General features: G+C 73.2%; 17 protein-coding genes. 8 read left to right on the top strand and 9 right to left on the bottom strand.

Annotated elements, in window-relative coordinates; genetic code table 11:
• The first annotated feature begins 79 nt into the window (after positions 1-79).
• The gene (locus ACFYPD_RS13525) at positions 80-1,153 is read left to right on the top strand and encodes a phosphotransferase family protein (protein WP_387112620.1); all 1,074 of its coding nucleotides are present in this window, start codon (positions 80-82) and stop codon (positions 1,151-1,153) included.
• Positions 1,153-2,364 (top strand): acyl-CoA dehydrogenase family protein, encoded by a 1,212-nt coding sequence (locus ACFYPD_RS13530; protein ID WP_387112622.1) that lies wholly within the window; start codon positions 1,153-1,155, stop codon positions 2,362-2,364. Before ACFYPD_RS13525 ends, ACFYPD_RS13530 begins: the two co-directional genes overlap by 1 nt.
• A 4-nt stretch (positions 2,365-2,368) precedes the next feature.
• On the opposite strand, the gene ACFYPD_RS13535 is transcribed toward ACFYPD_RS13530, so the two are convergent.
• The 6 genes from ACFYPD_RS13535 to ACFYPD_RS13560 all read right to left on the bottom strand — a co-directional run bounded on the left by ACFYPD_RS13535 (position 2,369) and on the right by ACFYPD_RS13560 (position 9,038).
• Positions 2,369-3,415: a LacI family DNA-binding transcriptional regulator gene (locus ACFYPD_RS13535; RefSeq protein ID WP_091311570.1), complete on the bottom strand. Its 1,047-nt coding sequence runs from the start codon at positions 3,413-3,415 to the stop codon at positions 2,369-2,371.
• Between the two features lie 82 nt (positions 3,416-3,497).
• On the bottom strand, positions 3,498-4,931 hold the full coding sequence (locus ACFYPD_RS13540; protein ID WP_387112624.1) for a GH1 family beta-glucosidase: 1,434 nt from the start codon (positions 4,929-4,931) through the stop codon (positions 3,498-3,500).
• Positions 4,928-5,824: a carbohydrate ABC transporter permease gene (locus tag ACFYPD_RS13545; RefSeq protein ID WP_387112625.1), complete on the bottom strand. Its 897-nt coding sequence runs from the start codon at positions 5,822-5,824 to the stop codon at positions 4,928-4,930. Before ACFYPD_RS13545 ends, ACFYPD_RS13540 begins: the two co-directional genes overlap by 4 nt.
• A 9-nt stretch (positions 5,825-5,833) precedes the next feature.
• Positions 5,834-6,814 (bottom strand): carbohydrate ABC transporter permease, encoded by a 981-nt coding sequence (locus ACFYPD_RS13550; RefSeq protein WP_387112627.1) that lies wholly within the window; start codon positions 6,812-6,814, stop codon positions 5,834-5,836.
• Positions 6,815-6,935: 121 nt separating this feature from the next.
• Complete coding sequence (locus ACFYPD_RS13555; protein WP_387112629.1) at positions 6,936-8,249, bottom strand: ABC transporter substrate-binding protein; 1,314 nt, start codon at positions 8,247-8,249, stop codon at positions 6,936-6,938.
• 243 nt (positions 8,250-8,492) lie between these two features.
• On the bottom strand, positions 8,493-9,038 hold the full coding sequence (locus ACFYPD_RS13560) for a plasmid pRiA4b ORF-3 family protein (protein ID WP_387112631.1): 546 nt from the start codon (positions 9,036-9,038) through the stop codon (positions 8,493-8,495).
• 150 nt (positions 9,039-9,188) lie between these two features.
• Between ACFYPD_RS13560 and ACFYPD_RS13565 the strand changes: the two genes are divergently transcribed.
• Entirely contained in the window at positions 9,189-9,974 is a 786-nt protein-coding gene (locus tag ACFYPD_RS13565) for a pyrimidine reductase family protein (protein WP_387112633.1), read from the top strand.
• Between the two features lie 19 nt (positions 9,975-9,993).
• On the opposite strand, the gene ACFYPD_RS13570 is transcribed toward ACFYPD_RS13565, so the two are convergent.
• A complete protein-coding gene (locus tag ACFYPD_RS13570; protein ID WP_387112635.1) occupies positions 9,994-11,034 on the bottom strand; it encodes a sigma-70 family RNA polymerase sigma factor in 1,041 nt (346 codons plus the stop codon).
• A 72-nt stretch (positions 11,035-11,106) separates the two neighbouring features.
• On the opposite strand from ACFYPD_RS13570, the gene ACFYPD_RS13575 reads away from it, so the two are divergent.
• Complete coding sequence (locus tag ACFYPD_RS13575) at positions 11,107-11,940, top strand: alpha/beta fold hydrolase (RefSeq protein ID WP_387112637.1); 834 nt, start codon at positions 11,107-11,109, stop codon at positions 11,938-11,940.
• 120 nt (positions 11,941-12,060) lie between these two features.
• Positions 12,061-12,471, top strand: a complete 411-nt coding sequence (locus tag ACFYPD_RS13580; RefSeq protein WP_387112639.1) for a hypothetical protein — start codon at positions 12,061-12,063, stop codon at positions 12,469-12,471.
• 9 nt (positions 12,472-12,480) lie between these two features.
• On the opposite strand, the gene ACFYPD_RS13585 is transcribed toward ACFYPD_RS13580, so the two are convergent.
• Positions 12,481-14,115 carry a hypothetical protein gene (locus tag ACFYPD_RS13585; protein WP_387112641.1) on the bottom strand — a complete coding sequence of 545 codons (1,635 nt, stop codon included), beginning with the start codon at positions 14,113-14,115 and terminating at the stop codon, positions 12,481-12,483.
• 236 nt (positions 14,116-14,351) lie between these two features.
• On the opposite strand from ACFYPD_RS13585, the gene ACFYPD_RS13590 reads away from it, so the two are divergent.
• From ACFYPD_RS13590 to ACFYPD_RS13600, 3 genes are read left to right on the top strand one after another with little or no spacing between them, the layout of a single operon-like run.
• Positions 14,352-16,100, top strand: a complete 1,749-nt coding sequence (locus tag ACFYPD_RS13590) for an ATP-binding protein (RefSeq protein ID WP_387112643.1) — start codon at positions 14,352-14,354, stop codon at positions 16,098-16,100.
• A 10-nt stretch (positions 16,101-16,110) separates the two neighbouring features.
• Positions 16,111-17,259, top strand: coding sequence for an exonuclease SbcCD subunit D (locus ACFYPD_RS13595; protein WP_387112645.1), 1,149 nt, complete (start codon positions 16,111-16,113; stop codon positions 17,257-17,259).
• Positions 17,259-19,733, top strand: a complete 2,475-nt coding sequence (locus tag ACFYPD_RS13600) for an AAA family ATPase (RefSeq protein ID WP_387112647.1) — start codon at positions 17,259-17,261, stop codon at positions 19,731-19,733. The genes ACFYPD_RS13595 and ACFYPD_RS13600 overlap by 1 nt, the downstream gene beginning before the upstream one ends.
• 32 nt (positions 19,734-19,765) lie before the next feature.
• Here the strand turns inward: ACFYPD_RS13600 and ACFYPD_RS13605 are convergent, their stop codons facing one another.
• On the bottom strand, positions 19,766-20,968 hold the full coding sequence (locus ACFYPD_RS13605) for an RNA-guided endonuclease InsQ/TnpB family protein (RefSeq protein ID WP_387113381.1): 1,203 nt from the start codon (positions 20,966-20,968) through the stop codon (positions 19,766-19,768).
• Positions 20,969-21,064: the final 96 nt, after the last annotated feature.

The following is a 21,064-nucleotide window of genomic DNA, read 5'->3' on the forward strand; positions in this document are numbered from 1 at the left end:
TTCGCCCCCGTTGCAGCGGCATGTCCCGCCGGGAACATCCCACCTTGACAACAAAGCTGAGCTGCCATCAACTAACCGGATGACCGATCCGGCCGTCGACGCACCGCAGACCCCGACCGGTTCGGCCCCGCGCGGGCTCGACCTTGACCGGCTGGCCGCGTATCTGGCCACGCACCGGCCGGGGCTGGCCGGGCCGCTGGCGGCGCGGCTGATCGCCGGGGGCAAGTCCAACCTGACGTACCTGCTGCGCGTCGGCGACCGCGAGGTGGTGCTGCGCCGGCCGCCGCTCGGGCACGTGCTGGCCACCGCGCACGACATGGCCCGCGAGTACCGGGTGATCTCCGCGCTCGCCCCCACCGCGGTGCCGGTCCCCGAGGCGCTGCTGCTCTGCCCCGACCCCGACGTGATCGGCGCGCCGTTCTACCTCATGGAGAAGGTCGACGGCGAGGTCTACCGGCGGCGGGAGCAGACCCACGCCCTCACCGCCGGCCAGCGACGCGACCTGGCCATGGCGATGATGGACACCCTCGCGGAGCTGCACATGGTCGAGCCGGCCGCGGTCGGGCTGGCCGACTTCGGTCGCCCCGAGGGCTACCTGGCCCGGCAGGTCCGCCGCTGGGCCGGCCAGCTCGACCGCTCCCGCAGCCGCCCGCTGCCGGGCATCGACGAGCTGCGCGACGCGCTCGCCGGCAGCGTGCCGGAGGGCGCGAACGCCGGGCGGATCGTGCACGGCGACTACCGGCTGGACAACCTGCTCGCCACGGTCGAGCCGGTGGCGGTGCGGGCGGTGCTCGACTGGGAGATGGCCACCCTCGGCGACCCCCTCGCCGACCTGGGGCTGCTGCTGACCTACTGGGACGTGCTGGGCGACAGCGACAGCGCCGAGGGCAACCCGGTGGCCGACGGCATCGGCCCGCGGGCCGGCTTCCCCACCGGCGCCGAGCTGATCGGCCGGTACGCCGGCCGCAGCGACGTCGACGTCGGGCCGCTGCACTGGCACGTGGCGCTCGGCTGTTTCAAGCTCGCGGTGATCTGCGAGGGCATCCACTACCGGCACACCCTCGGGCAGACGCTCGGCGGGGGCTTCGACCGGATCGGCGAGATGGTGGCGCCGCTGGTCGAGCACGGTCTGCACGCGGTGAGGGAGAAGTAGTGGACTTCGAGTACGACGCCCGGACGGTCGAGCTGCGCGAGAAGGTCGAGGCGTTCCTCACCGAGTGCGTCTACCCGGCCGAGCCGGTGCACCACGAGCAGGTGCTCGCGGCCGGCGACCCGTGGGCCCGCCCGCCCGTGCTGGACGAGCTGAAGGCCGAGGCCCGCGCCCGCGGCCTGTGGAACCTCTTCCTGCCCGACCCGCGCTACGGCGCCGGGCTGACCAACCTCCAGTACGCCCCGCTGGCCGAGCTGACCGGCCGCAGCCCGCACCTGGCCCCGGAGGCGCTGAACTGCGCCGCCCCGGACACCGGCAACATGGAACTGCTGGCCGAGTTCGGCTCCGACGCGCAGCGGGACCGCTGGCTGAAGCCGCTGCTGGCCGGGGACATCCGCTCGGCGTTCTGCATGACCGAGCCGGAGGTGGCCTCCTCCGACGCTACCAACGTCGCCACCCGGATCGTCCGGGACGGCGACGCGTACGTGGTGAACGGCCGCAAGTGGTGGTCGTCCGGGGCGATGGACCCGCGCTGCGAGATCTTCATCGTGATGGGCAAGACCAACCCGGACGCCGACCGGCACCGCCAGCAGAGCATGATCCTGGTCCCCCGGGACACCCCGGGCGTGACGGTGCGCCGGGGCATGACGGTCTTCGGCTACCGCGACGCCCCGCACGGCGGGCACGCCGAGATCGACTTCACCGACGTACGGGTGCCGGCGGAGAACCTGGTCGGCGCCGAGGGCGGCGGCTTCGCCATCGCCCAGGCCCGGCTCGGCCCGGGGCGGATCCACCACTGCATGCGGCTGATCGGCATGGCCGAGCGGGCCCTGGAGCTGCTCTGCAAGCGGGTCCTGACCCGGGTCGCGTTCGGCCGCCCCCTCGCCGAGCAGGGCGTGGTCCGGGAGTGGATCGCCGAGTCCCGGGTGCGCATCGAGCAGGCCCGGCTGCTGGTGCTCAAGACCGCCTGGCTCATGGACACCGTGGGCAACCGGGGCGCGCACACCGAGATCCAGGCCATCAAGATCGCCACGCCGGCGATGGCCGAGTGGGTCATCGACAAGGCCATCCAGGCGCACGGCGGGGCCGGCGTCAGCCAGGACACCCCGCTCGCGGCCCTCTGGGCGCAGGCCCGCACCCTCCGCCTGGCCGACGGGCCCGACGAGGTGCACCGGGCCTCTCTGGCGAAGCGGGAACTGCGCCGCTGGGCCTGAGCCGTCAGGCGGAGGCGCGGTGGATGAGCTTGGTGTCCAGCAGCACGTGCGGGCTGGGCAGTTCCTCGCCGCGGATCCGGGAGACCAGCAGCCGGGCCATCTGCCGGCCCATCTCCTCGACCGGCTGGAAGACCGTGGTCAGCGGCGGTTCGGCCTGCCGGGCGATCGGGGCGTCGTCGAAGCCGATCACCGCCACGTCCTCGGGCACCCGGCGGCCGGCCTCGCGCAGCGCGCGCAGGGCGCCGAAGGCCATCAGGTCGGAGGCGACGAAGACGGCGTCCAGGTCCGGGCAGACCTCCAGCAGCCGGCGCATGCAGGCCGTGCCGCTGCCCTCGCTGAAGTCCCCGTACGCGATGAGGTCCGGGTTGAGGTCGCCGCCCGCGGCCCGGACCGCCTCCTTGTAGCCCGACAACCGGGCCAGGCCGGCGCCCATGTCCTGGGTGCCGGCGATGGTGGCGACCCGCCGCCGGCCGCGGGCGAAGAGGTGCTCCACCGCCTGCCGGGCGCCGCCGACGTTGTCCACGTCGACGAACCAGGCCGGCTGGGCGTTCGGGTGCAGCATCCGGGCCGGCCGGCCGCCGAGCACGGTGGGCAGGCCGCGCTCCTCCAGCAGGGTGGGCAGCGGGTCCGCGTCGTGCAGCGAGAGCAGCAGCACGCCGTCCACGTGCTGGTTGGTCAGGTGGTGCTCGACCCGTTCCCGCTCGATCTGCGACTGCGCCATGGCCAGCCAGAGCTGCATCGGGGTCTCCAGCAGCGCGGAGCTGACGCCCCGGACGATGCCGGCGAAGAACGGCTCGGTGAAGACGCGCTCCCCCGACTCGGAGACCACCAGCGCCACCGAGTCGGTCCGCTGGGTGACCAGCGCCCGGGCCGCGCGGTTGGGCACGTACCCCAGCTCGGCGATGGCCGCCTGGACGGCGGCCCGGGCCTCCGGGCTGACCTGCGGCGAGCCGTTGACCACGCGGGAGACCGTGCCGCGCCCCACGCCGGCGCGGGCCGCGACCGCGTCGAGGGTCGGGCGCCCGAGCGACCGTGTGCGCTGCGTTGTCATCGTCTGTGCTCCTCCGACATCGGGCGGGCCCGGCACCTGTCGAGGCGCCGGCGCCGGGCCGCCCGTCACTGGCTGGCCCAGCCTATTGTGCGGCCAGGCCGTTGCGTCGGATCACATCGGCGTACCACCTGGCGCTGGACTTCGGGATCCGGGCCTGGCTGTCGTAGTCGACATAGATCATGCCGAAGCGCTTCGTGTAGCCCCACGCCCACTCGAAGTTGTCCATCAGCGACCAGGCGAAGTATCCCTTCAGCGGCACCCCGGCGCTGATCGCGGCGTGCGCGGCGCGCAGGTGTGCATCGAAGTACGCCAGCCGGTCCGGGTCGTCGACCCGGCCGTCGACCACCGCGTCGACGAACGCGGAGCCGTTCTCGGTGACGTAGAGCGGCAGGTCGGTGTAGTCCCGGTGCACCCGCTGCAGCGTCTCCACCAGGCCCGGCGCGTCGATCTCCCAGCCCATGTCGGTCACCGGGACGCCCCGGGTGACGAACCGGACGTCCTCGCTGCCCGGCCAGCAGGACGGCGCCCGCCAGTAGGTCTCCGGCTCGACGCCGTCGACCGGCGCGGCGACCACGTGCCGGCTGTAGTAGTTGACGCCCACCATGTCCAGCGGGGTCGAGATGACCGCCAGGTCGCCGTCCCGGACGTGCCCGAAGTCGGTGACCTCGCGCAGGTCGGCGACGAGGTCGGCCGGGTACGCCCCGCGCAGCACCGGGTCGAGGAAGAACCGGTTGGCCAGCGCGTCGATGCGGCGGGCGGCGTCGGCGTCCGCCGGTGACCCGGTGGCCGGGGTGACCGGGTAGAGGTTGACCGTGATGCCGAGCTGCGCGTCCGCGCGGGACGCCCGCAGCGCCTGCACCGCCAGCCCGTGCCCGAGCATGAGGTGGTGCCCGGCCCGGACCGCGTCCGCCCCGTCCGACCGGCCCGGCGCGTGCACGCCGGAGCCGTAGCCGAGGAAGGCCGAGCACCACGGCTCGTTGAACGTGGTGAAGTACTTCACCCGGTCGCCGAGGGCGTCGGCGACCAGCTGGGCGTAGTCGGCGAACCGGCCGGCCGTGTCCCGGGCCGGCCAGCCGCCCGCGTCCTCCAGCAGCTGGGGCAGGTCCCAGTGGTAGAGGGTCAGCCAGGGCTCGATGCCGTGACCCAGCAGCTCGTCCACCAGGCGCCGGTAGAAGTCCATCCCCTCGGAGTTGACCGCTCCGGCGCCGCCGGGCTGCACCCGGGGCCAGGAGACGGAGAAGCGGTAGGACTTCAGCCCGAGGTCGGCCATCAGCCGCACGTCGTCGGGCATCCGGTGGTAGTGGTCGCAGGCCACGTCGCCGGTGTGCCCGGCCACCGTCCGCCCCTCGGTGTGGCTGAAGGTGTCCCAGATCGACGGGGTGCGGCCGCCCTCCGTCGCCGCGCCCTCAATCTGGTACGCGGCGGTCGCCGCCCCCCAGAGGAAGCCGGGCGGGAAGGGAGCTGCCGCACCCTGGTCGAGGACACCGACGGCGGGCGGGCTGGCTGGGTTGCTCACGACTTGACGGCGCCTTCCATGATGCCGCCGATGATCTGGCGGCCGAACAGAACGAACACGATGAACAGGGGCAGGGTCGCGATCAACGTACCCGCGAAGATCTGCGAGTTGTCGGCGAAGTAGGCGGTGTTGAGGCTGCGGAGGGAGATCTGCACGGTCGGGTTGGCCGGGTCGGCCAGCACCACGAACGGCCAGAAGAACTGGTTCCACTGCTCCATGAAGGTGAGCAGGCCGAGCACCGCGGCGGCGGGACGCAGCGCGGGCACCACCACGTGCCAGTACACCCTCCAGGTCGAGCAGCCGTCCACGCGGGCCGCCTCGATCAGCTCGTTGGGGACGGCCTGCTCGGCGTACTGGCGCATCATGAAGATCCCGAAGCCGCCGATGAGGAACGGCACGGTGACCGAGGGCATGGTGTTCAACCACTCGAGCTTGGCCATGAGGATGTAGAGCGGGAGCACGCCGAGCTGGATCGGCACCATCATCGAGGCCAGGATGATCAGCAGCAGCGCGTTCTTGCCCCGGAAGCGGAGCTTGGCGAAGGCGAAGCCCGCCAGGGACCCGAAGAACACCGTGGCGACCGTGATGGTGCCGGAGACCAGGAACGAGTTCAGCAGGCCCTTGACGATGTTGGCGTCGCCGTTGTCGAGCACCCGCTGGATGTTCTCGCCGAGCTTGCCGCCGGGCAGGAACGGCGGCGGCCAGGAGTTGGCCGCGTCGTTGGTCCGCGAGGCGATCACGATCATCCAGTAGAACGGAAAGAGCGACAGGAGCACCCCGAAGACCAGGCCGACCCAGGTGAGCGGGCTGGCCTTCCAGAGCCGCTCGGCCTGGTGTGCGGCCCGGACCGGGGCGTTCGGCCGGGTCGGTGGGCGGAGCGTGGTGGTCGTCATCTCGTCACCTCACTTGTCGGAGCTGATGGGGCGGGCCAGCAGGTAGTTGACCGTCGACATCAGCGCGATGAGCAGGAAGAGCACGAGCGCGACCGCGCCGGCGTAGCCCCACCGGAAGCGTTGGTTCATGACGTCGAGCAGGTACATCGTGATGGTCTGGAACTGCCCCTCCGAGCCGCCGGAGAGACCGCCCGAGCCGCTGGTGAACAGCAGGGGCTCGGTGAAGAGCTGGAGGCCGCCGATGGTCGAGATGATCAGCGTGAAGATGATCGTCGGGCGCAGCTGCGGCACGGTGATCGACCAGAACTGCCGGCGCCGGGAGGCGCCGTCGAGCGCCGCGGCTTCGTACATGTCCTTGCTGATGGACTGCATGGCGGCCAGGTAGATCAGCGCGTTGTAGCCCACCCAGCGCCAGTCGACCATCGTGGAGATGGCGAACCAGGAGGCGAACCGGTTGGCCCGCCAGTCGATCGGGTCCAGGCCGACGCTGTCGAGCACCCAGTTGACCAGGCCGAAGTCCTTCGCGTAGATCATCGAGAAGATCAGCGCGACCACGGCGGTCGAGGTGATGATCGGCATGGCGATGGCCATCCGGAAGAAGGTCTGCGCGCGCAGCTTCCGGTTCAGCGCGTTGGCCAGCACCAGCGCGAGCAGCAGCTGCGGCAGGGTGGAGAGCACGAACATGCCGAACGTGTTCACCACCGCGTTCCAGAACTGCGGGTCGTCGGTGATCAGTTCGACGAAGTTGTCCAGGCCGACGAAGGAGATCGTCGGGTTCAGCGGGGACCGGTCGGTCAGGGCGATCCACACCGTGTACGCGATGGGGTACGCGCTGAACACGGCGAAGATCAAGAAGAACGGCAGGACGTAGACGTAGGGCGAGTACTTCAGGTCCAGCCGGGTCAGTGAGCTGGCGCGGCGGTGCGCGGGACGGGCGGCGCGGGGCGGTCCGGGGTCGGGTGGCGCTGCGGCGTGCAGGTCGAGGCTCATGGGGAGTCCTTCTCCTCGGCCGGCGTCACCCGCCCACACGGGCGACGCCGGGGCTCTCCGGGCAGCGCGGGTGGCGCCGACAGCGGGGCTGTCGACGCCACCCGCGGGCGGGTCGGCCGGATCACTTACCGGCGGCCGCACCGTTCTTCAGCGCCGCCTGCCACTGCTCCTCGGCGGTCTTGCCCTGCTCCACAGCGCGGAGGCTGTTCTCCACGGCGGTGCGGACCGCGTTGTTCTTCGGGCCGAGGTAGACCGGCTTCAGCTCGCTGGCGCCGGCGGCGAAGATCTTGCCGACCGGGGCCTTGGTGAAGTAGTCGTTGGTCGAGTCGGCCACGGCCGGGTCGGCCAGCGCCTGCGGCGAGGAGGGCAGGTTGCCGACCTTCTTGAACGCCTCGGTCTGCCCCTTGGCGCTGGTCAGGAACTTGGCCAGCTCGGCGGCCTCCTTCTGGTGCTTGCTCGACTTCGGCACGGCCAGGAACGAGCCACCCCAGTTGCCGCCGTTGCCGGGCGCCTTGGCGATGTCCCACTTGCCGGCCGCCGCGTCACCGGCCTGGCCCTTGATGACGCCGGTCATCCAGGCGGGGCAGGCGATGGTGGCGAAGGTGCCGTTCTTGAAACCGGCGTTCCACTCGTTCGAGAAGGACTGCAGGTTGTTCGACAGGCCGGCGGCGATCATCTTGGTGGTGAGGTCGTACGCCGACTTGATGTCCGGGTTCTCGCCGATGACCAGCTTGTTGCTCTTGTCGTAGTAGGTGTAACCGGTGCCGGAACCCGCGGTCTGCATCAGCACCACGTTGTAGAAGTTGGTCGCCGAGTCGACGAACTTGTGCTTCTTGTCGGCGGCGGCGAACCGCTGGCCGGCCGCGATGAACTGGTCCCAGGTGGGCCAGAGCGCGCCGACCTGCTCGCGGTCGGTGGGCAGGCCGGCGGCCTTGAACAGGTCGCTGCGGTAGCACAGCGCCATCGAGCCGACGTCGGTGCCGAGGCCGAGCACCTTGCCGTCCGGGGTAGTGCCCTGCTCCCACTTCCACGGCAGGAAGTTGCCCTTGAGGTCGTTGGCGCCGTGGTCGGCGAGGTTCACGAACTTGTCGGACTGGGCGTAAAACTGGACGATGGTGCCCTCCTCCAGGGCCACCACGTCGCCGGCGCCCGACCCGGCGGTGATCTGCTGGGTCAGCCGGGTGTTGTAGTCACCGAGGCCGAGGCCCTTGCCCCGCTCCTGGATCTTGACGTTCGAGTGCTCCGCTTCGTACTGCTTGTAGAGCTCGTCGTAGCCGAAGCCCTGGTCGCCGAAGACGTCGACGACCAGGGTCACCGGGCCGCCGCTGCTGCCGCTGTCCGACGAGTCGTCGCCGCATGCGGTGGCGGCGGCGAGCACCGCGACGGACGCGAGCGCGATGGCCGCGAGCCGCCGGCGGCGGATTGGGACGCTCATCCGAGACCCCTCTTTCGGTGGTGAGGCGATATCTGTGTGGTGGGGGGTGTTGTCGCGCGGCTCGCCGCCACCGGCCGTGGTGGCCGCCGGAGGCGACCCCGGGAGGGGGCAGGGATGAGACCCACGCCACTCGCGGGAGCGCTCCCATGAGATTGCCGGCAGGTGTCAGGGGTGTCAATAGACCTATGGGAGCGTTCCCAGATCGTTACCGCGCGGCTCCCGGATGCGGTCCCGGAGCGGCGGTCAGCAGAAGCGACGCAGCAGGATGGTGGCCCGATCGGCGGCGAAGAACTCCGGCTCGAAGCCGGCGCCGGCCCACTCCCGCATCATCCGGTGCTCGGCGTGCCCGGGATCGGCCAGCGCGGCCAGCAGGACGGCGTACCCGGCCGGACCACCGACGTCCTCGGGCGGGCAGGCGCGCTCCCCCTCGACGCAGGCCGGGTAGCGCTCGTCCGGGTCGGCCGCGCACACGTCCTCGACCACCAGGTCGTGCTCCCACCAGTCGCCGAAGTCGTAGGTGTAGCGGAATCGGTCGCCCTTGCCCACCACCGCGTCCAGCCGGACGTCCAGCTCGTCGCGGAGCGCCAGCTCGCCGTCCGGATCGGGCTCGCCGTACTGGCGGCCGTCGATGTCGAACGAGTGCAGGTGGCAGTCCCGCCAGCCCATCGCGTGCTGGACCACCCGGTGCAGCCGGTCCAGGGTGTAGCCGCCGGGCACCAGCACCCGCCGCCACACCGGCGGCCGGACCCCGGCGAGGGAGACCTTCAGTTGGAAGATCTGACGCGACATGCTGTCCCATCCTCCCTCGGCATAGGCTGCCCACATGATCTGCCGAGCGTGCCGGGAGCGGCGGCACGACGACTGTCCAGGCCGGAAGTGGTGCGACTGCCAGCACCGTACCCCCGAACCCACCCCTCCGGTCACCGGTCCGGCCGGCGAATGAGCGTCGGAACCCCGATCGAACGGGTCTGGCCGACGCCCGTCACCGGGCCGCTGACCGACCCGGAGCTGGCCGCGCTCTACGGCCGCGCCCCCCATCCCCACCTGCGGGTGAACTTCGTGGCCAGCGTCGACGGCGCGGTCACTCTGGACGGCTACTCCGCCGGGCTCTCCGGCGAGCCGGACAAGCGCGTCTTCGGCCTGCTGCGGATGCTCTGCGACGGGCTGGTGGTGGCCGCCGGCACGCTGCGCCACGAGGGCTACCGCGCGGTCCGGCTCGGTGAGGCGCGCCGGGCCTGGCGCCGCGAGCAGGACCTGACCGAATATCCGACCCTGGTGGTGGTCTCCGGCTCGCTGGACCTCGACCCGGCCCAGGCCTGCTTCGCCGACGCGCCGGTCCGGCCGCTGGTGCTCACCCACGCGGCCGCCGTGCCGCCGCCCGGGCTGACCGAGGTGGCCGACCTCGTCCGCTGCGGCGCGGAGCGGGTCGACCTGGCCGCCGGCCTGTCCGAGCTGCGCCGCCGGGGGTTGGGCCAGCTGCTCTGCGAGGGCGGTCCGCACCTGTTCGGCGCGCTCACCGCGGCCGACCTGGTGGACGAGCTGTGCCTGACCGTCGCGCCACTGCTCGCCGGGGCCGGCCCGGGTCGGATCACCGCCGGGACCGGCAGCGCGCCGCGGCACCTGCCGCTGCGCCACGTGCTGGCCGCCGCCGACGGCGTGCTGATGCTCCGCTACGCCCGCGACCCGGGCGGGTCACCGCCCGCCGGGGCCGCCCCGGCCGCCTGACCGTCGGCGCCCGCCACGATCAGCGGCTCGGCGGGTGCGGCGCCAGGGAGTCCGGCAGCCCGAACGCCGCGAACTGCGCCGCGCCCACGAACGAGGTGATCCCGGCGATCCGGTCACCCCGCAGCGTCAGCACGTCGACCGACCACGGCAGGTACGGGCCGGACCCCGCCCGGCGCAGGTAGCCGGCGACCGCGGGCTGGCCGTTCGCCGCGGCGGGCAGGTGCCGCCAGCTGCCGCAGGGGCCGAGCGGCGCCGACCGGGCGAAGTCCAGCACCGCCGCGACGCCCCGGTACCAGTGCGGCATCGGCGGCATGGACCAGGTGACGTCCTCGGTGAGCAGGGCGATCAGGGCGTCCGCGTCACCGTTCTCCAGTGCGGTGGCGTAGCCGGTGACGACCTCCCGCAGCCGGACGTCGTCGAGCATCCGCAGAGTGCGCTGCTGGGTCGCGGCGGGAGCCCGTTCGGCCAGCACGCGGCGGGCCCGCGCGAGGGCCGAGTTCACCGACGTGGTCGAGGTGCCCAGCATGACCCCGATCTCCGCGGCGGAGTAGCCGAGGACGTCGAAGAGCAGCAGCGCGGCCCGCTGGTTGCCCGGCAGGTGCTGCACCGCGGCCACGAAGGCCAGCTCGACCGCCTCGCGCTGCTCGTACCGCGCGCCCGGGGCGACGGGGCCGGCCGCGAGGCCGGTGTCGGGGTACGGGCCGAGCCAGGCGACGTCGTGGACCGGGTGGTTGTCGGGTACGGCGCGGTCACTGGCCGGGCCGAGGTCGACCGGCAGGGGCCGCCGGGCGCGGCCGGCGATGGCGTCGAGGCACACCCGGGTCGCCACGGTGTAGAGCCACGAGCGCAGCGGGCCGTGTCCGGCGAAGGTCGACAACCCGCGCCACGCCCGCAGCAGCGCGTCCTGGAGGGCGTCGTCGGCGTCGTGGACCGAGCCGAGCATCCGGTAGCAGTGGGCGTGCAGTTCCCGGCGCAGCGGCGCGACGAGCGCGGTGAAGGCGGCCTCGTCGACCGGGGCCCGGTCGGGCGACCCGGCGGCGGTCGGGGAGGTGAGGCTCACGACCGACGATTCTGCCGCAGCACCGGAGTCAGGAAGGTGAACGGCTCGCCCGCCACGACTCTGGAGGACCCCATGAGCAGCATGTCCACCGCGCCCGTCACCACCGGCACCCTGGCGGTGCCCGACGGGCGGCTGTACTACGAGGTACGCGGCCGGGGCCCGCTCGTGGCCCTGGTCGCCGCCCCGATGGACGCCGACGCCTTCGCGCCGCTGGCCGACCTGCTGGCCGCGGACCACACTGTGCTGACCACCGACCCGAGCGGGATCCGCCGCAGCGTCCTGCACGACCCGCACCAGGACTCGACCCCGGAGCTGCGCGCCGACGACGTCGCCCGGCTCCTCGCCCACGTCGACGCGGGTGCGGCCGCCGTGCTGGGGTCCAGCGGCGGCGCGGTGACCGTCCTCGCCCTGGCCCAGGCCGGTCCCGCGCGGGTGCACACGGTCGTCGCGCACGAACCGCCGCTGCTCGGCCTGCTGCCGGACCGGGCGGAACTGCTGGCCCGCGAGGACGACATGATCGCCACCTACCGCGCCGGCGACCGGCTCGGCGCCGGGCGCAGGTTCCTCGCCGCCGCGAACATCCACCTGCCGGAGGAGGTGGTGCTGGGCATGTTCGGCGGCGAGCCCGACCCGCAGGCGGCCGCCGACGAGCACTTCCAGTACCTGCACATGATCCGTGGCACCACCCGCTTCCGGCCCGACGTCGAGGCCCTGCGCGGCGGCCCGACCCGCGTCGTCGTCGGTCTCGGAGAGCAGTCGACCGGTGAGGTCTGCGACCGCACCTCGCGGGCGCTCGCGGCGGCGCTCGGCACGTCGCCGACGATGTTCCCGGGCGGTCACATCGGCTTCGCCGAGGACCCGCCGGCCTTCGCGGCCCGGCTGCGCGAGGTGCTCGCCGACGGCTGAGGCCCCGCCCCACGCGACACGGGCGCGGGTACGTGCCTCCGGCGCCGGAACCCGCGCCCCGCCGGGTCGGGCTGTGCCGTCTCGCGGGCCCGCCGATGATCAGCGCCGTAACCTCGGGGAATGCGTACTCCGCAGGCGACCGCGATGGCGCCGGAGCGGACCCGTCGCCCGGTGCTCGCCGGTGGGCTGCTGGTCGCCACCGGCCTGGCCGACATGCTGGCCGCGTCCGGGATGCTCCGGTCCGGGACGTTCATGGTGCTGAGCGAGGGCGGCCTGCACCAGGTCGACCTCACCGTCTGGGCCTGGCTGCACCTGACGATCGGGGCCGCGGTCGCGCTCGCCGGGCTGGTGGCGGTCACCGGCCGGCGGGGCGCCGCCACCGTCGCGATCGGCTGCGTCGCGGTGGCGATCGCCCTGGACCTGCTCATGCTGCCGTACGCGCCGATCCGGTTGGTCCTCGTGGCCGCCGTCGACGCGGCGGCGATCCGGCTGCTGCTCCGGCACCGCCGGGCCGTCGCCGGGGCGGAGTGAGGCCGCCGGTCAGCGCGGCTCGCAGATCCGGCCGGTGAAGGCCGGGTCGCCCTCCCGGCCGGCCGCCCACACCGGGTTGAGGACCAGCGCGAGCGGCGGGGCCTGCCAGGCGGCGCCCAGCCGCTGGAGCAGGCGGTACTCCCGGCGTGGTTCGTCGACCCGGCCACCGGCGAGGAAGTCGACCAGCCGTTCCTGGGCGAGCTGCTTGCCGATCAGCCCGCCGTGCAGGGCGGGCGTCTGGAACACCGGGATCCGGCTGTACTCGCCGGGCGGCGCCTCGGCCGCGCTGACCGTCGGCAGGAAGGCGATCATGCGGACCCCGGCCACCGGGCAGAGCGTGCGGTTGCGGTAGAATGGCGCGTTGACCAGCACCGACCGTACGAACGGCTCGTCCGGGTGGCTCTTCACCCGGCGGCCCAGGTTGGCGAGCCAGAAGATCCCGCGCAGTTCCCAGCCGGCCGCGACGCCCCAGCCGGAATACCCGGGCGGCGGGTAGTAGGCCCGGCCGGGCTGGATGAGCGGGCTGAACAGCAGCACCGCCTTCACCGGCAGGGGCTGCGCCCACTTGTCCAGGTAGGTCCGCGCCACCATGGCCCCCTCGCTGAACCCGAGCAGGGCGATCGGCCGGCCGGTCCGGCGGTGCAGCTCGTCGATCTGCGCGGCGAGCAGCACCGCGCTGGAGTCCAGGGCCTGGTGGGTCGCCTCCGGCGCGTACGGCAGCGGCCGGCCCTGCCGGTCGAGGCCCACGTAGGAGAAGCGCTCCACCCGGGAGTCCGCCGGTTGCCGGCCGTTCCACTGCGAGTCGTGTCCGGCGATGGCGATCACCGCGTGCGGCACCCGGTCGGGTAGCCGCTCGGTGAGCAGCGGGGGCAGCCACTCGGCCGGTGGACCCGTCGCCAGGCCGACGAGCGTCTGCGACCCGACCGCGGCGGCCATGGTGAGGGCGATCGCCACCGGCGCGACCGGGGCCCGGGCCAGGCGGATCCGGGCGGGCAGCACGGCCGCCGACACGGTGCGCTGCCAGAGCAGGCCGTTGGCCAGGCCGGCCAGCGCGGCCACCGGGACGCCCCACCAGCCCGACGTGCTGGAGATGACCGCGCCCGCGACCGTGAGCACGACGAAGTTGAGCACCGACCAGCCGAGCAGTTCGATCGTGGGCAGGCCCCGCCACCAGCTCCGGACCACCCCGGCACGCTGGAGGAACGGGGCGAGCACCAGCATCGGGGCGAGCGAGGCGAACAGGTAGAGCGACAGCGCGACCGCCGAGAAGGCCACCGAGATCGCGGCCCACGGCGAGATGATGACCAGGGCGAGGGCGGCCACCTCCAGGTTCCGCCGCAGCAGCCAGCCGAACGGGGGACGCGCCGCCCGCGCGGGCCACGCCAGCGCGGTCAGCCCGGCGGAGAGCAGCCCGCGGAACACGGTGAGCACCACCAGCCCGAGCCCGAAGTTCCACCAGGAGTTGTGGTAGACCAGCAGCCACCGCAGGTCGTGGAACGAGTCGTAGGGCCAGACCGCGGTCACCTGGGGCGCCAGCCCCCGGGCGCCGTGGAAGCCGATGCCCACCAGCACCGCCTCCTGCAGCACCGGCGGCACCAGGGCGAGCGCCAGCAGCAACGCCGTCCGGTTCCGGACTGCTTCCACCGCCGCTCCTCGTGCCTTCCGTCCTCCGGCCCCTTGCAGGATCTCCCGGGATCCGGCCCGGCGGTGCCGGAATGGCCGACCAGGGCGTACGGAGAGTCACCGGGCGGCGCCGCTGCGCACGGTCGGCGGACCGGCGAGGTGTCCTCCGCCGCGTCGCGTGGCAACCTGTCGCATGCCTCGGGCAGGATGCACGACGTGCGCCGCGAACGGGACGACCAGCCGACCGGAGACCGCCGATGACCGACGACCTGCTCGACGGCCCCGGCGACGGGGTCGGCCGGGTGCTCGGCACCGCCGACGCCACCCCGCTCACCTTCTGGACGGCCGTCGCCCCGGGCAGCTACCTCCAGCTCGACGATGTCGTGGTGACCCGCCGCGAGCTGCCCGGCCGGGAGCCGGTCACCATCGCCGGCGTGGTCACCCAGGTCCGCGCCCGCCACGAGGGCGCGCAGTTCGACTCCGACGTGTTCGCCATCGCCGACGGCACCCTGCCGGCCCAGGTGCAGGAGGCCGCCGAGATCACCACCACCCGCGTCGACCCGGAGTTCTACGTGCCGCCCACCCCGGGCGCCGTGGTGCACCGGGCCGAGGGCGACGCCCGGGCCCGAGCGCTGCACTTCGACCGGATGGAGCGGCGCATCCCGATGGGCATGGGCCGCGACGGCGTGCCGGTCTACCTCAACGCCGACTTCCTCGACGGCACCCGGGGCGCGCACGTCTCGATCTCCGGCATCTCCGGCGTGGCCACCAAGACCAGCTTCGCCACCTTCCTGCTCTACTCGGTCTTCCGCTCCGGGGTGCTCGGCGGCGACGCGGTCAACGCCAAGGCGCTGATCTTCAACGTCAAGGGCGAGGACCTGCTCTTCCTCGACCACCCCAACACCCGGCTCGACGACGCCACCCGGGCCGGCTACGCGAAGCTCGGGCTCGACGCGGGCGCCTTCCCCGACGTCCGGGTGCACGCCCCACCCCGCGTCGGCGACTCCTCCGGCACGCCCGACGTGAGCAGCCGACTCACCGGGGTGGACAGCTTCTACTGGACGCTGAGCGAGTTCTGCGCCGACCGCCTGCTGCCCTACGTCTTCGCCGACGCCGACGACGAGCGGCAGCAGTACACGATGGTGGTGCACTCGGTCGCCGCCCACCTGGCCAGATACGCCCAGCCCGCCGACGGCGGGGTGAGCATCGACGGGGTCCGGCTGGGGTCCTACGCCGACCTGGTCGACCACGTCGTCGCGCAGCTCAACGACGACGAGACCCGTGGCGAGTGGGCGGGCAGCGCGGTCGGCCTCGGCACGGTCAACGCGTTCGCCCGCCGGCTGATCGGCAGCAAGAAGGACCTGGCCCGGCTGATCCGGGGCGACCTCGCCACCCGCCGCCCGCACTCGATCAACACCGCCGAGTCCGCCCAGGTCACCGTGGTCGACCTGCACAACCTGCCGGACCGGGCGCAGCGCTTCGTGGTCGGCGTGACGCTCAAGAGCGAGTTCGAGCGCAAGGAGAAGGCGGGCACCGCGAAGCCGCTGCTCTTCGTCGTCCTCGACGAGCTCAACAAGTACGCCCCCCGGGAGGGCTCCTCCCCGATCAAGGAGGTGCTGCTCGACATCGCCGAGCGAGGCCGCTCGCTCGGGGTGATCCTGGTCGGCGCCCAGCAGACCGCCAGCGAGGTGGAACGGCGGATCGTCACCAACTCGGCGATCCGGGTGGTCGGCCGGCTCGACCCGGCCGAGGCGTCCCGCCCGGAATACGGCTTCCTCCCGCCCGCCCAGCGCCAGCGGGCCCTGCTGGCCAAGCCGGGCACCATGTTCGTCAACCAGCCCGACATCCCGGTCCCGCTCTGCCTGGAGTTCCCCTTCCCGGCCTGGGCCACCCGGGTCTCCGAGGCCGGCCGGGCGCCCTCGGAGACGCTGCGCTCGATCACCCAGGCGGCCGACCCGTTCGCGGTGGTCGGCTCGGGCACCTCCGACGACGACATCCCGTTCTAGAGGGCTGAGCATGAAGATCCTGCACACCTCCGACTGGCACGTCGGCAAGGTCCTCAAGGGGCAGTCCCGGGCCGACGAGCACAAGCAGGTGCTCGCCCAGGTGATCGAGATCGCCCGGGTCGAGCGGCCCGACCTGGTGATCGTGGCCGGCGACCTCTACGACACGGCCGCGCCCACGCCCGAGGCGACCCGGCTGGTCACCCGGGCGCTGACCGCGCTGCGCCGCACCGGGGCGGACGTGGTGGCGATCGGCGGCAACCACGACAACGGCGCGGCGCTCGACGCGCTGCGCCCCTGGGCCGAGGCCGCCGGGATCACGCTGCGGGGCAGCGTCCGGGAGAATCCGGCCGAGCACGTCATCGACGGCACCACCCGCGACGGCGAGCGCTGGCAGGTCGCGGCGCTGCCCTTCCTCTCCCAGCGCTACGCCGTGCGCGCCGTGGAGATGTACGAGCTGACCCCCGCCGAGGCCAACCAGACCTACGCCGACCACCTCGGGCGGGTGCTCGCCCGGCTGGCCGAGGGGTTCACCGAGCCGGACCGGGTGCACCTGGTCACCGCCCACCTCACCGTGGTCGGGGCGAGCACCGGCGGCGGCGAGCGGGACGCGCACACCGTGCTCGGCTACGCGGTGCCGGCCACCGTGTTCCCGGGCAACGCGCACTACGTGGCGCTGGGCCACCTGCACCGCTCCCAGCGGGTCATCGGCCCCTGCCCGGTCCGCTACAGCGGCAGCCCCCTCGCGGTCGACTTCGGCGAGCAGGAGAACGTCGGGTCGGTGACGATCGTCGAGGTGACCGCGACGACCGCCGCGCAGATCCGGGAGGTGCCGGTGCCCGGCGCCGTCCCGCTGCGCACGGTCCGCGGCACTCTGGCCCAGCTCGCCGAGGTCGACGTGCCCGAGGGCTGGCTGCGGGTCTACGTCCGCGAGCAGCCCCGCGCCGGGCTGCGCGAGGAGGTGCAGGAGCTGCTCCCCCGGGCGCTGGAGATCCGGATCGACCCGGAGCTGGTGCCCGCACCGGGCAGCGGCACCCGCACCGCCCAGCGGGCCGGTCGCTCGCCGCGCGAGCTGTTCGCCGACTACCTGGGCAGCCGGGGTCACGCCGACGAGGACGTCCGGCAACTCTTCGACGAGCTGCTCGAGGGGATCGATCACTGATGCGGCCGATGCGGCTGGACATGGCGGGCTTCACCGTCTTCCGCGAGGAGACCACCGTCGACTTCACCGACGCGGACTTCTTCGCGCTGGTCGGGCCGACCGGCTCGGGCAAGTCGACAGTGCTCGACGCGATCTGCTTCGCCCTCTACGGCACCGTGCCGCGCTGGGGTGGCACGCGCGGCCTGGCCAACGCCCTGGCCCCGTCGGCCACCGAGGCGCGGGTGCGGCTGGTCTTCGAATCCGCCGGCGACCGGTACGTGGCCACCCGGGTGGTCCGCCGCGACGGCCGGGGCACGGTGAAGACCGCCAACGCGGGGCTCCAACTCATGCCACCCGGTTTCGACGTCACCAAGCTCGACACCGGGCTCAGCCCGGAGGATCTCGGCGAGGTGGTGGCCGGCACCCCGGCCGAGATGGAGCAGGCGGTGCTGGACGCGGTCGGGCTGCCCTACGAGCAGTTCACCAGCTGCGTGGTGCTGCCGCAGGGGCAGTTCGCCGACTTCCTGCACGCCAAGCCGGCCACCCGGCAGCAGATCCTCGTCAACCTCCTCGGGCTGGGCATCTACGAGGAGGTGCAGAAGAAGGCCACCGAGCGGGCCGGGCGGGCCGAGGCGAGGCTGGAGGCGGTCGACAAGGTGCTCGGCGGCCTCGCCGACGTCGACGAGGAAAGCCTGGCCGCCGCCCGGGAGCGGGTCGACCGGATGCGCGGGTTGGCCGGGGCGGTCGCGGCGGCCGTACCGGAGCTGGAGCGGGTGCGGGGGACGGCGCGCGAGCAGACGGCGGCCCTGGCCGCGCTCGACGCCGAGCTGACCGTGCTGGGCGGGGTCCACCCGCCGGACGGGATCGCCGAGCTGGCCCGGGCGGTGTCCGCCGCGCGGACCGCCGCCGACGAGGCGGCCGCCGCCGTCGGGCTGGCCGAGGAGCGCGAGGAGAAGCTGCGCGGCGAACTGGCCGCGGCCGGCGACGAGAGCGCGCTGCGCCTCCAGCTCAAGGCGTACACCGACCGGGAGAGGCTGACCGGCGAGGCGGCGACGGTCCGCGCGGCGGTGGACGCGGCGCAGGCCGAGCACGACGCGGCGGCCGGGGCGCTCGCCGCGGCCCGCGCCGACGTCGAGCGGGCCGAGGCGGAGCTGGAGGCGGCGTTCCGGGCGCACGAGGAGGCGAAGGCCACCGACCAGGCGGTGGCGCTGCGGGCGCACCTGGTCGACGGCGCCCCCTGCCCGGTCTGCGAGCAGCCGGTCCCCCGGGTGCCGGCCGTGCCCAAGGGGTCGGCGGTGGCCCGGGCGCTCGCGGCCGGCAAGGCGGCCCGGGCGGCCAGCGAGGCCGCCAAGCGGGTGGTGCAGGAGCGCGACGCGGCCGCCCGCGAGCTGGACCGGGTGCTGCTGCGCGCCCGGGCCGAGCACGACCAGCTCGGGGCCCGGCTGGCCGAGCTGGACGGGCAGCTCGCCGACGCCGCCACGCCGGAGGCGCTGCGCGGGTCCCTGGCCGAGCACGCCCGGCTGCGCCGGGCGCTGGAGGAGGCGGCGGGCGCGGTCCGCGCCGGCCGTGACGCCGCGCGCCGGGCCCGCAGCACCCTCGACGGCGCACAGGAGCGACTGCGCCGGGCCTGGCGCGACTTCGACACCGTCCGCGACGGGCTGGCCCGGTTCGGCCCGCCGGCCGCCGACCGCGACGACGTGGCCGCCGCCTGGACGGTTCTCGCCGAATGGGCCGGCGAGCAGGCCGGGCGGCGGCGCGCCGACCGGGACGGGCTGGCCGCCGCCGTCGACGCCGCCGAGGCCGCGGCGGGCGAGGTCGCGGAGCGGATCGGCGGGCTCTTCGACGCCGCCGGGCTGCCCGCGCCGCAGGACCCGCAGCGCGACGCCGCGGTGGCGGTGGAGCGGACCGAGGCGGAGCTGCGCCGGCTGGAGGAGCGCCGCGAGCAGGCCGCCGAGCTGCGCGAGCAGCGGGCCGGCCACGAGCGGGAGGCCCGGGTGGCCCGCGCCCTCGCCGGGCACCTGCGGGCCAACAACTTCGAGCGCTGGCTGCTGGCCGAGGCGCTGGACCTGCTGGTCGACGGCGCCTCGCGGATCCTGCGCGAGCTCTCCGGCGGCCAGTACGACCTGGTGCACGACAAGGGCGAGTTCGTCGTTGTCGACCACCACGACGCCGGGCTGCGGCGCGGGGTGCGCACGCTCTCCGGCGGGGAGACGTTCCAGGCGTCGCTGGCCCTGGCGCTGGCCCTCTCCGAGCAGCTCGCCGGGATGTCCACCAGCGCGGCCAGCCTGGAGTCGATCGTCCTCGACGAGGGCTTCGGCACGCTGGACGCGGCCACCCTCGACACGGTCGCGGCCACCCTGGAGAACCTGGCCGCCCGGGGCGACCGGATGGTCGGCGTCGTCACCCACGTGCCGGCGCTCGCCGAGCGGATCCCGGTCCGCTTCGAGGTCCGCAAGGACGCCCGCACCGCCCGCGTCGAACGGACCGGCTTTTGACTCCTCCCCGCCCTAAAGGACGGAGGTTCCCCTCAGCCTCGCGGCTGAGCCGCGCGGAAATCCGCGGTTGGGACCATTTCCTGCTTCACCGGCGACAGCACCCGAGAGGACTCGGAATGTCTGACGTCACCTCCACAGGCAGACGCGGCAAGACCTGCCGCCAAGATGTTCTTCGCCGCGTTCACATCCCGATCGTGTCGGGTGCGGCAGGCAGGACAGGTCCACGTGCGCGTGGACAGGGACAGCTCGGACAGCAGATGCCCGCACGAACTGCACGTCTTCGAGCTGGGATACCAGCGGTCGGCCACGATCAAGGTTCGGCCATACCGTTGGCACTTGTATTCGAGCTGCCGACGGAATTCCGCCCACCCCACATCGGAAATGGCTCTGGCGAGACACCGGTTGCGGACCATGCCGGCAACATTGAGGTCTTCGACCACGATCGTGTCGGCGGCCCGAACCAGTCGGGTCGAGGCGCGGTGCAGGAAGTCTTGTCGGGCGTTACGAACCTTGCGGTGCGCTCTGGCGACTTTGCCTTTGGCCTTGCGCTGGTTGTTCGAACCGCGCTGACAGTGGGCCATTCTGCGCTGGTACCGGGCAAGGTTGCGTGCCTTGCGTTCCAGCAGGCGCGGGTTGGCGATCCGCTCACCGTCCGAAGTGACGGCGAAGTCCTTCAGACCGAGGTCAACGCCGACTGCGTGGCCGATGTCCGGCAGCGGGTCGGGAGCGTCGGTGTCGACGGCGAAGGTCACAAAGTATCGGCCGTCCGGCTCCCGGGACACGATCACCATCGTCGGGTCCAGCGTGGTTTGCTCGATGTCGGGCCAGGACCACACAAGCTCAAGCGGCCTATTGGTTTTGGCCAGCCACAGTTGCCCGCTGCGCATCCGAAACGCCGAGCGGGTGTAGTGGGCGGACTGGCGGCCGTCGCGGGACTTGTAGCGGGGGTAGCGGGCCCGCTTGTTGAAGAAGTTGCTGAAGGCGGTGTGCTGGTGGCGCAGCGTTTGCTGCAACGGCACCGACGACACCTCGGACAGGAACGCCAGCTCCTCAGTCTTCTTCCAATGAGTCAGGCTGGCGTCGGTCTCCCGGTAGGAGGTGGACTCTCCTGTGGTGTGGTAGCGGGCGTGCCGGGCAGCGAGGGTCTTGTTCCACACGAGTCGTACGCAGCCAAACGTGCGGGCCAACATCGCGGCCTGCTCGGGGTCGGGGTAGGCCCGGCACTTGTACGCCATCCTCACACGAACGATTTTGCTAGGAGCGTGCGACATGGCTAGACCGCCGGCGAGTTCGCCGACCCGCATTCCTCCCGGCACTGAAGGACAGCGTTT

It is taken from the genome of Micromonospora sp. NPDC005299 (genome assembly GCF_042872345.1).
Taxonomy (GTDB): Bacteria; Actinomycetota; Actinomycetes; order Mycobacteriales; family Micromonosporaceae; genus Micromonospora.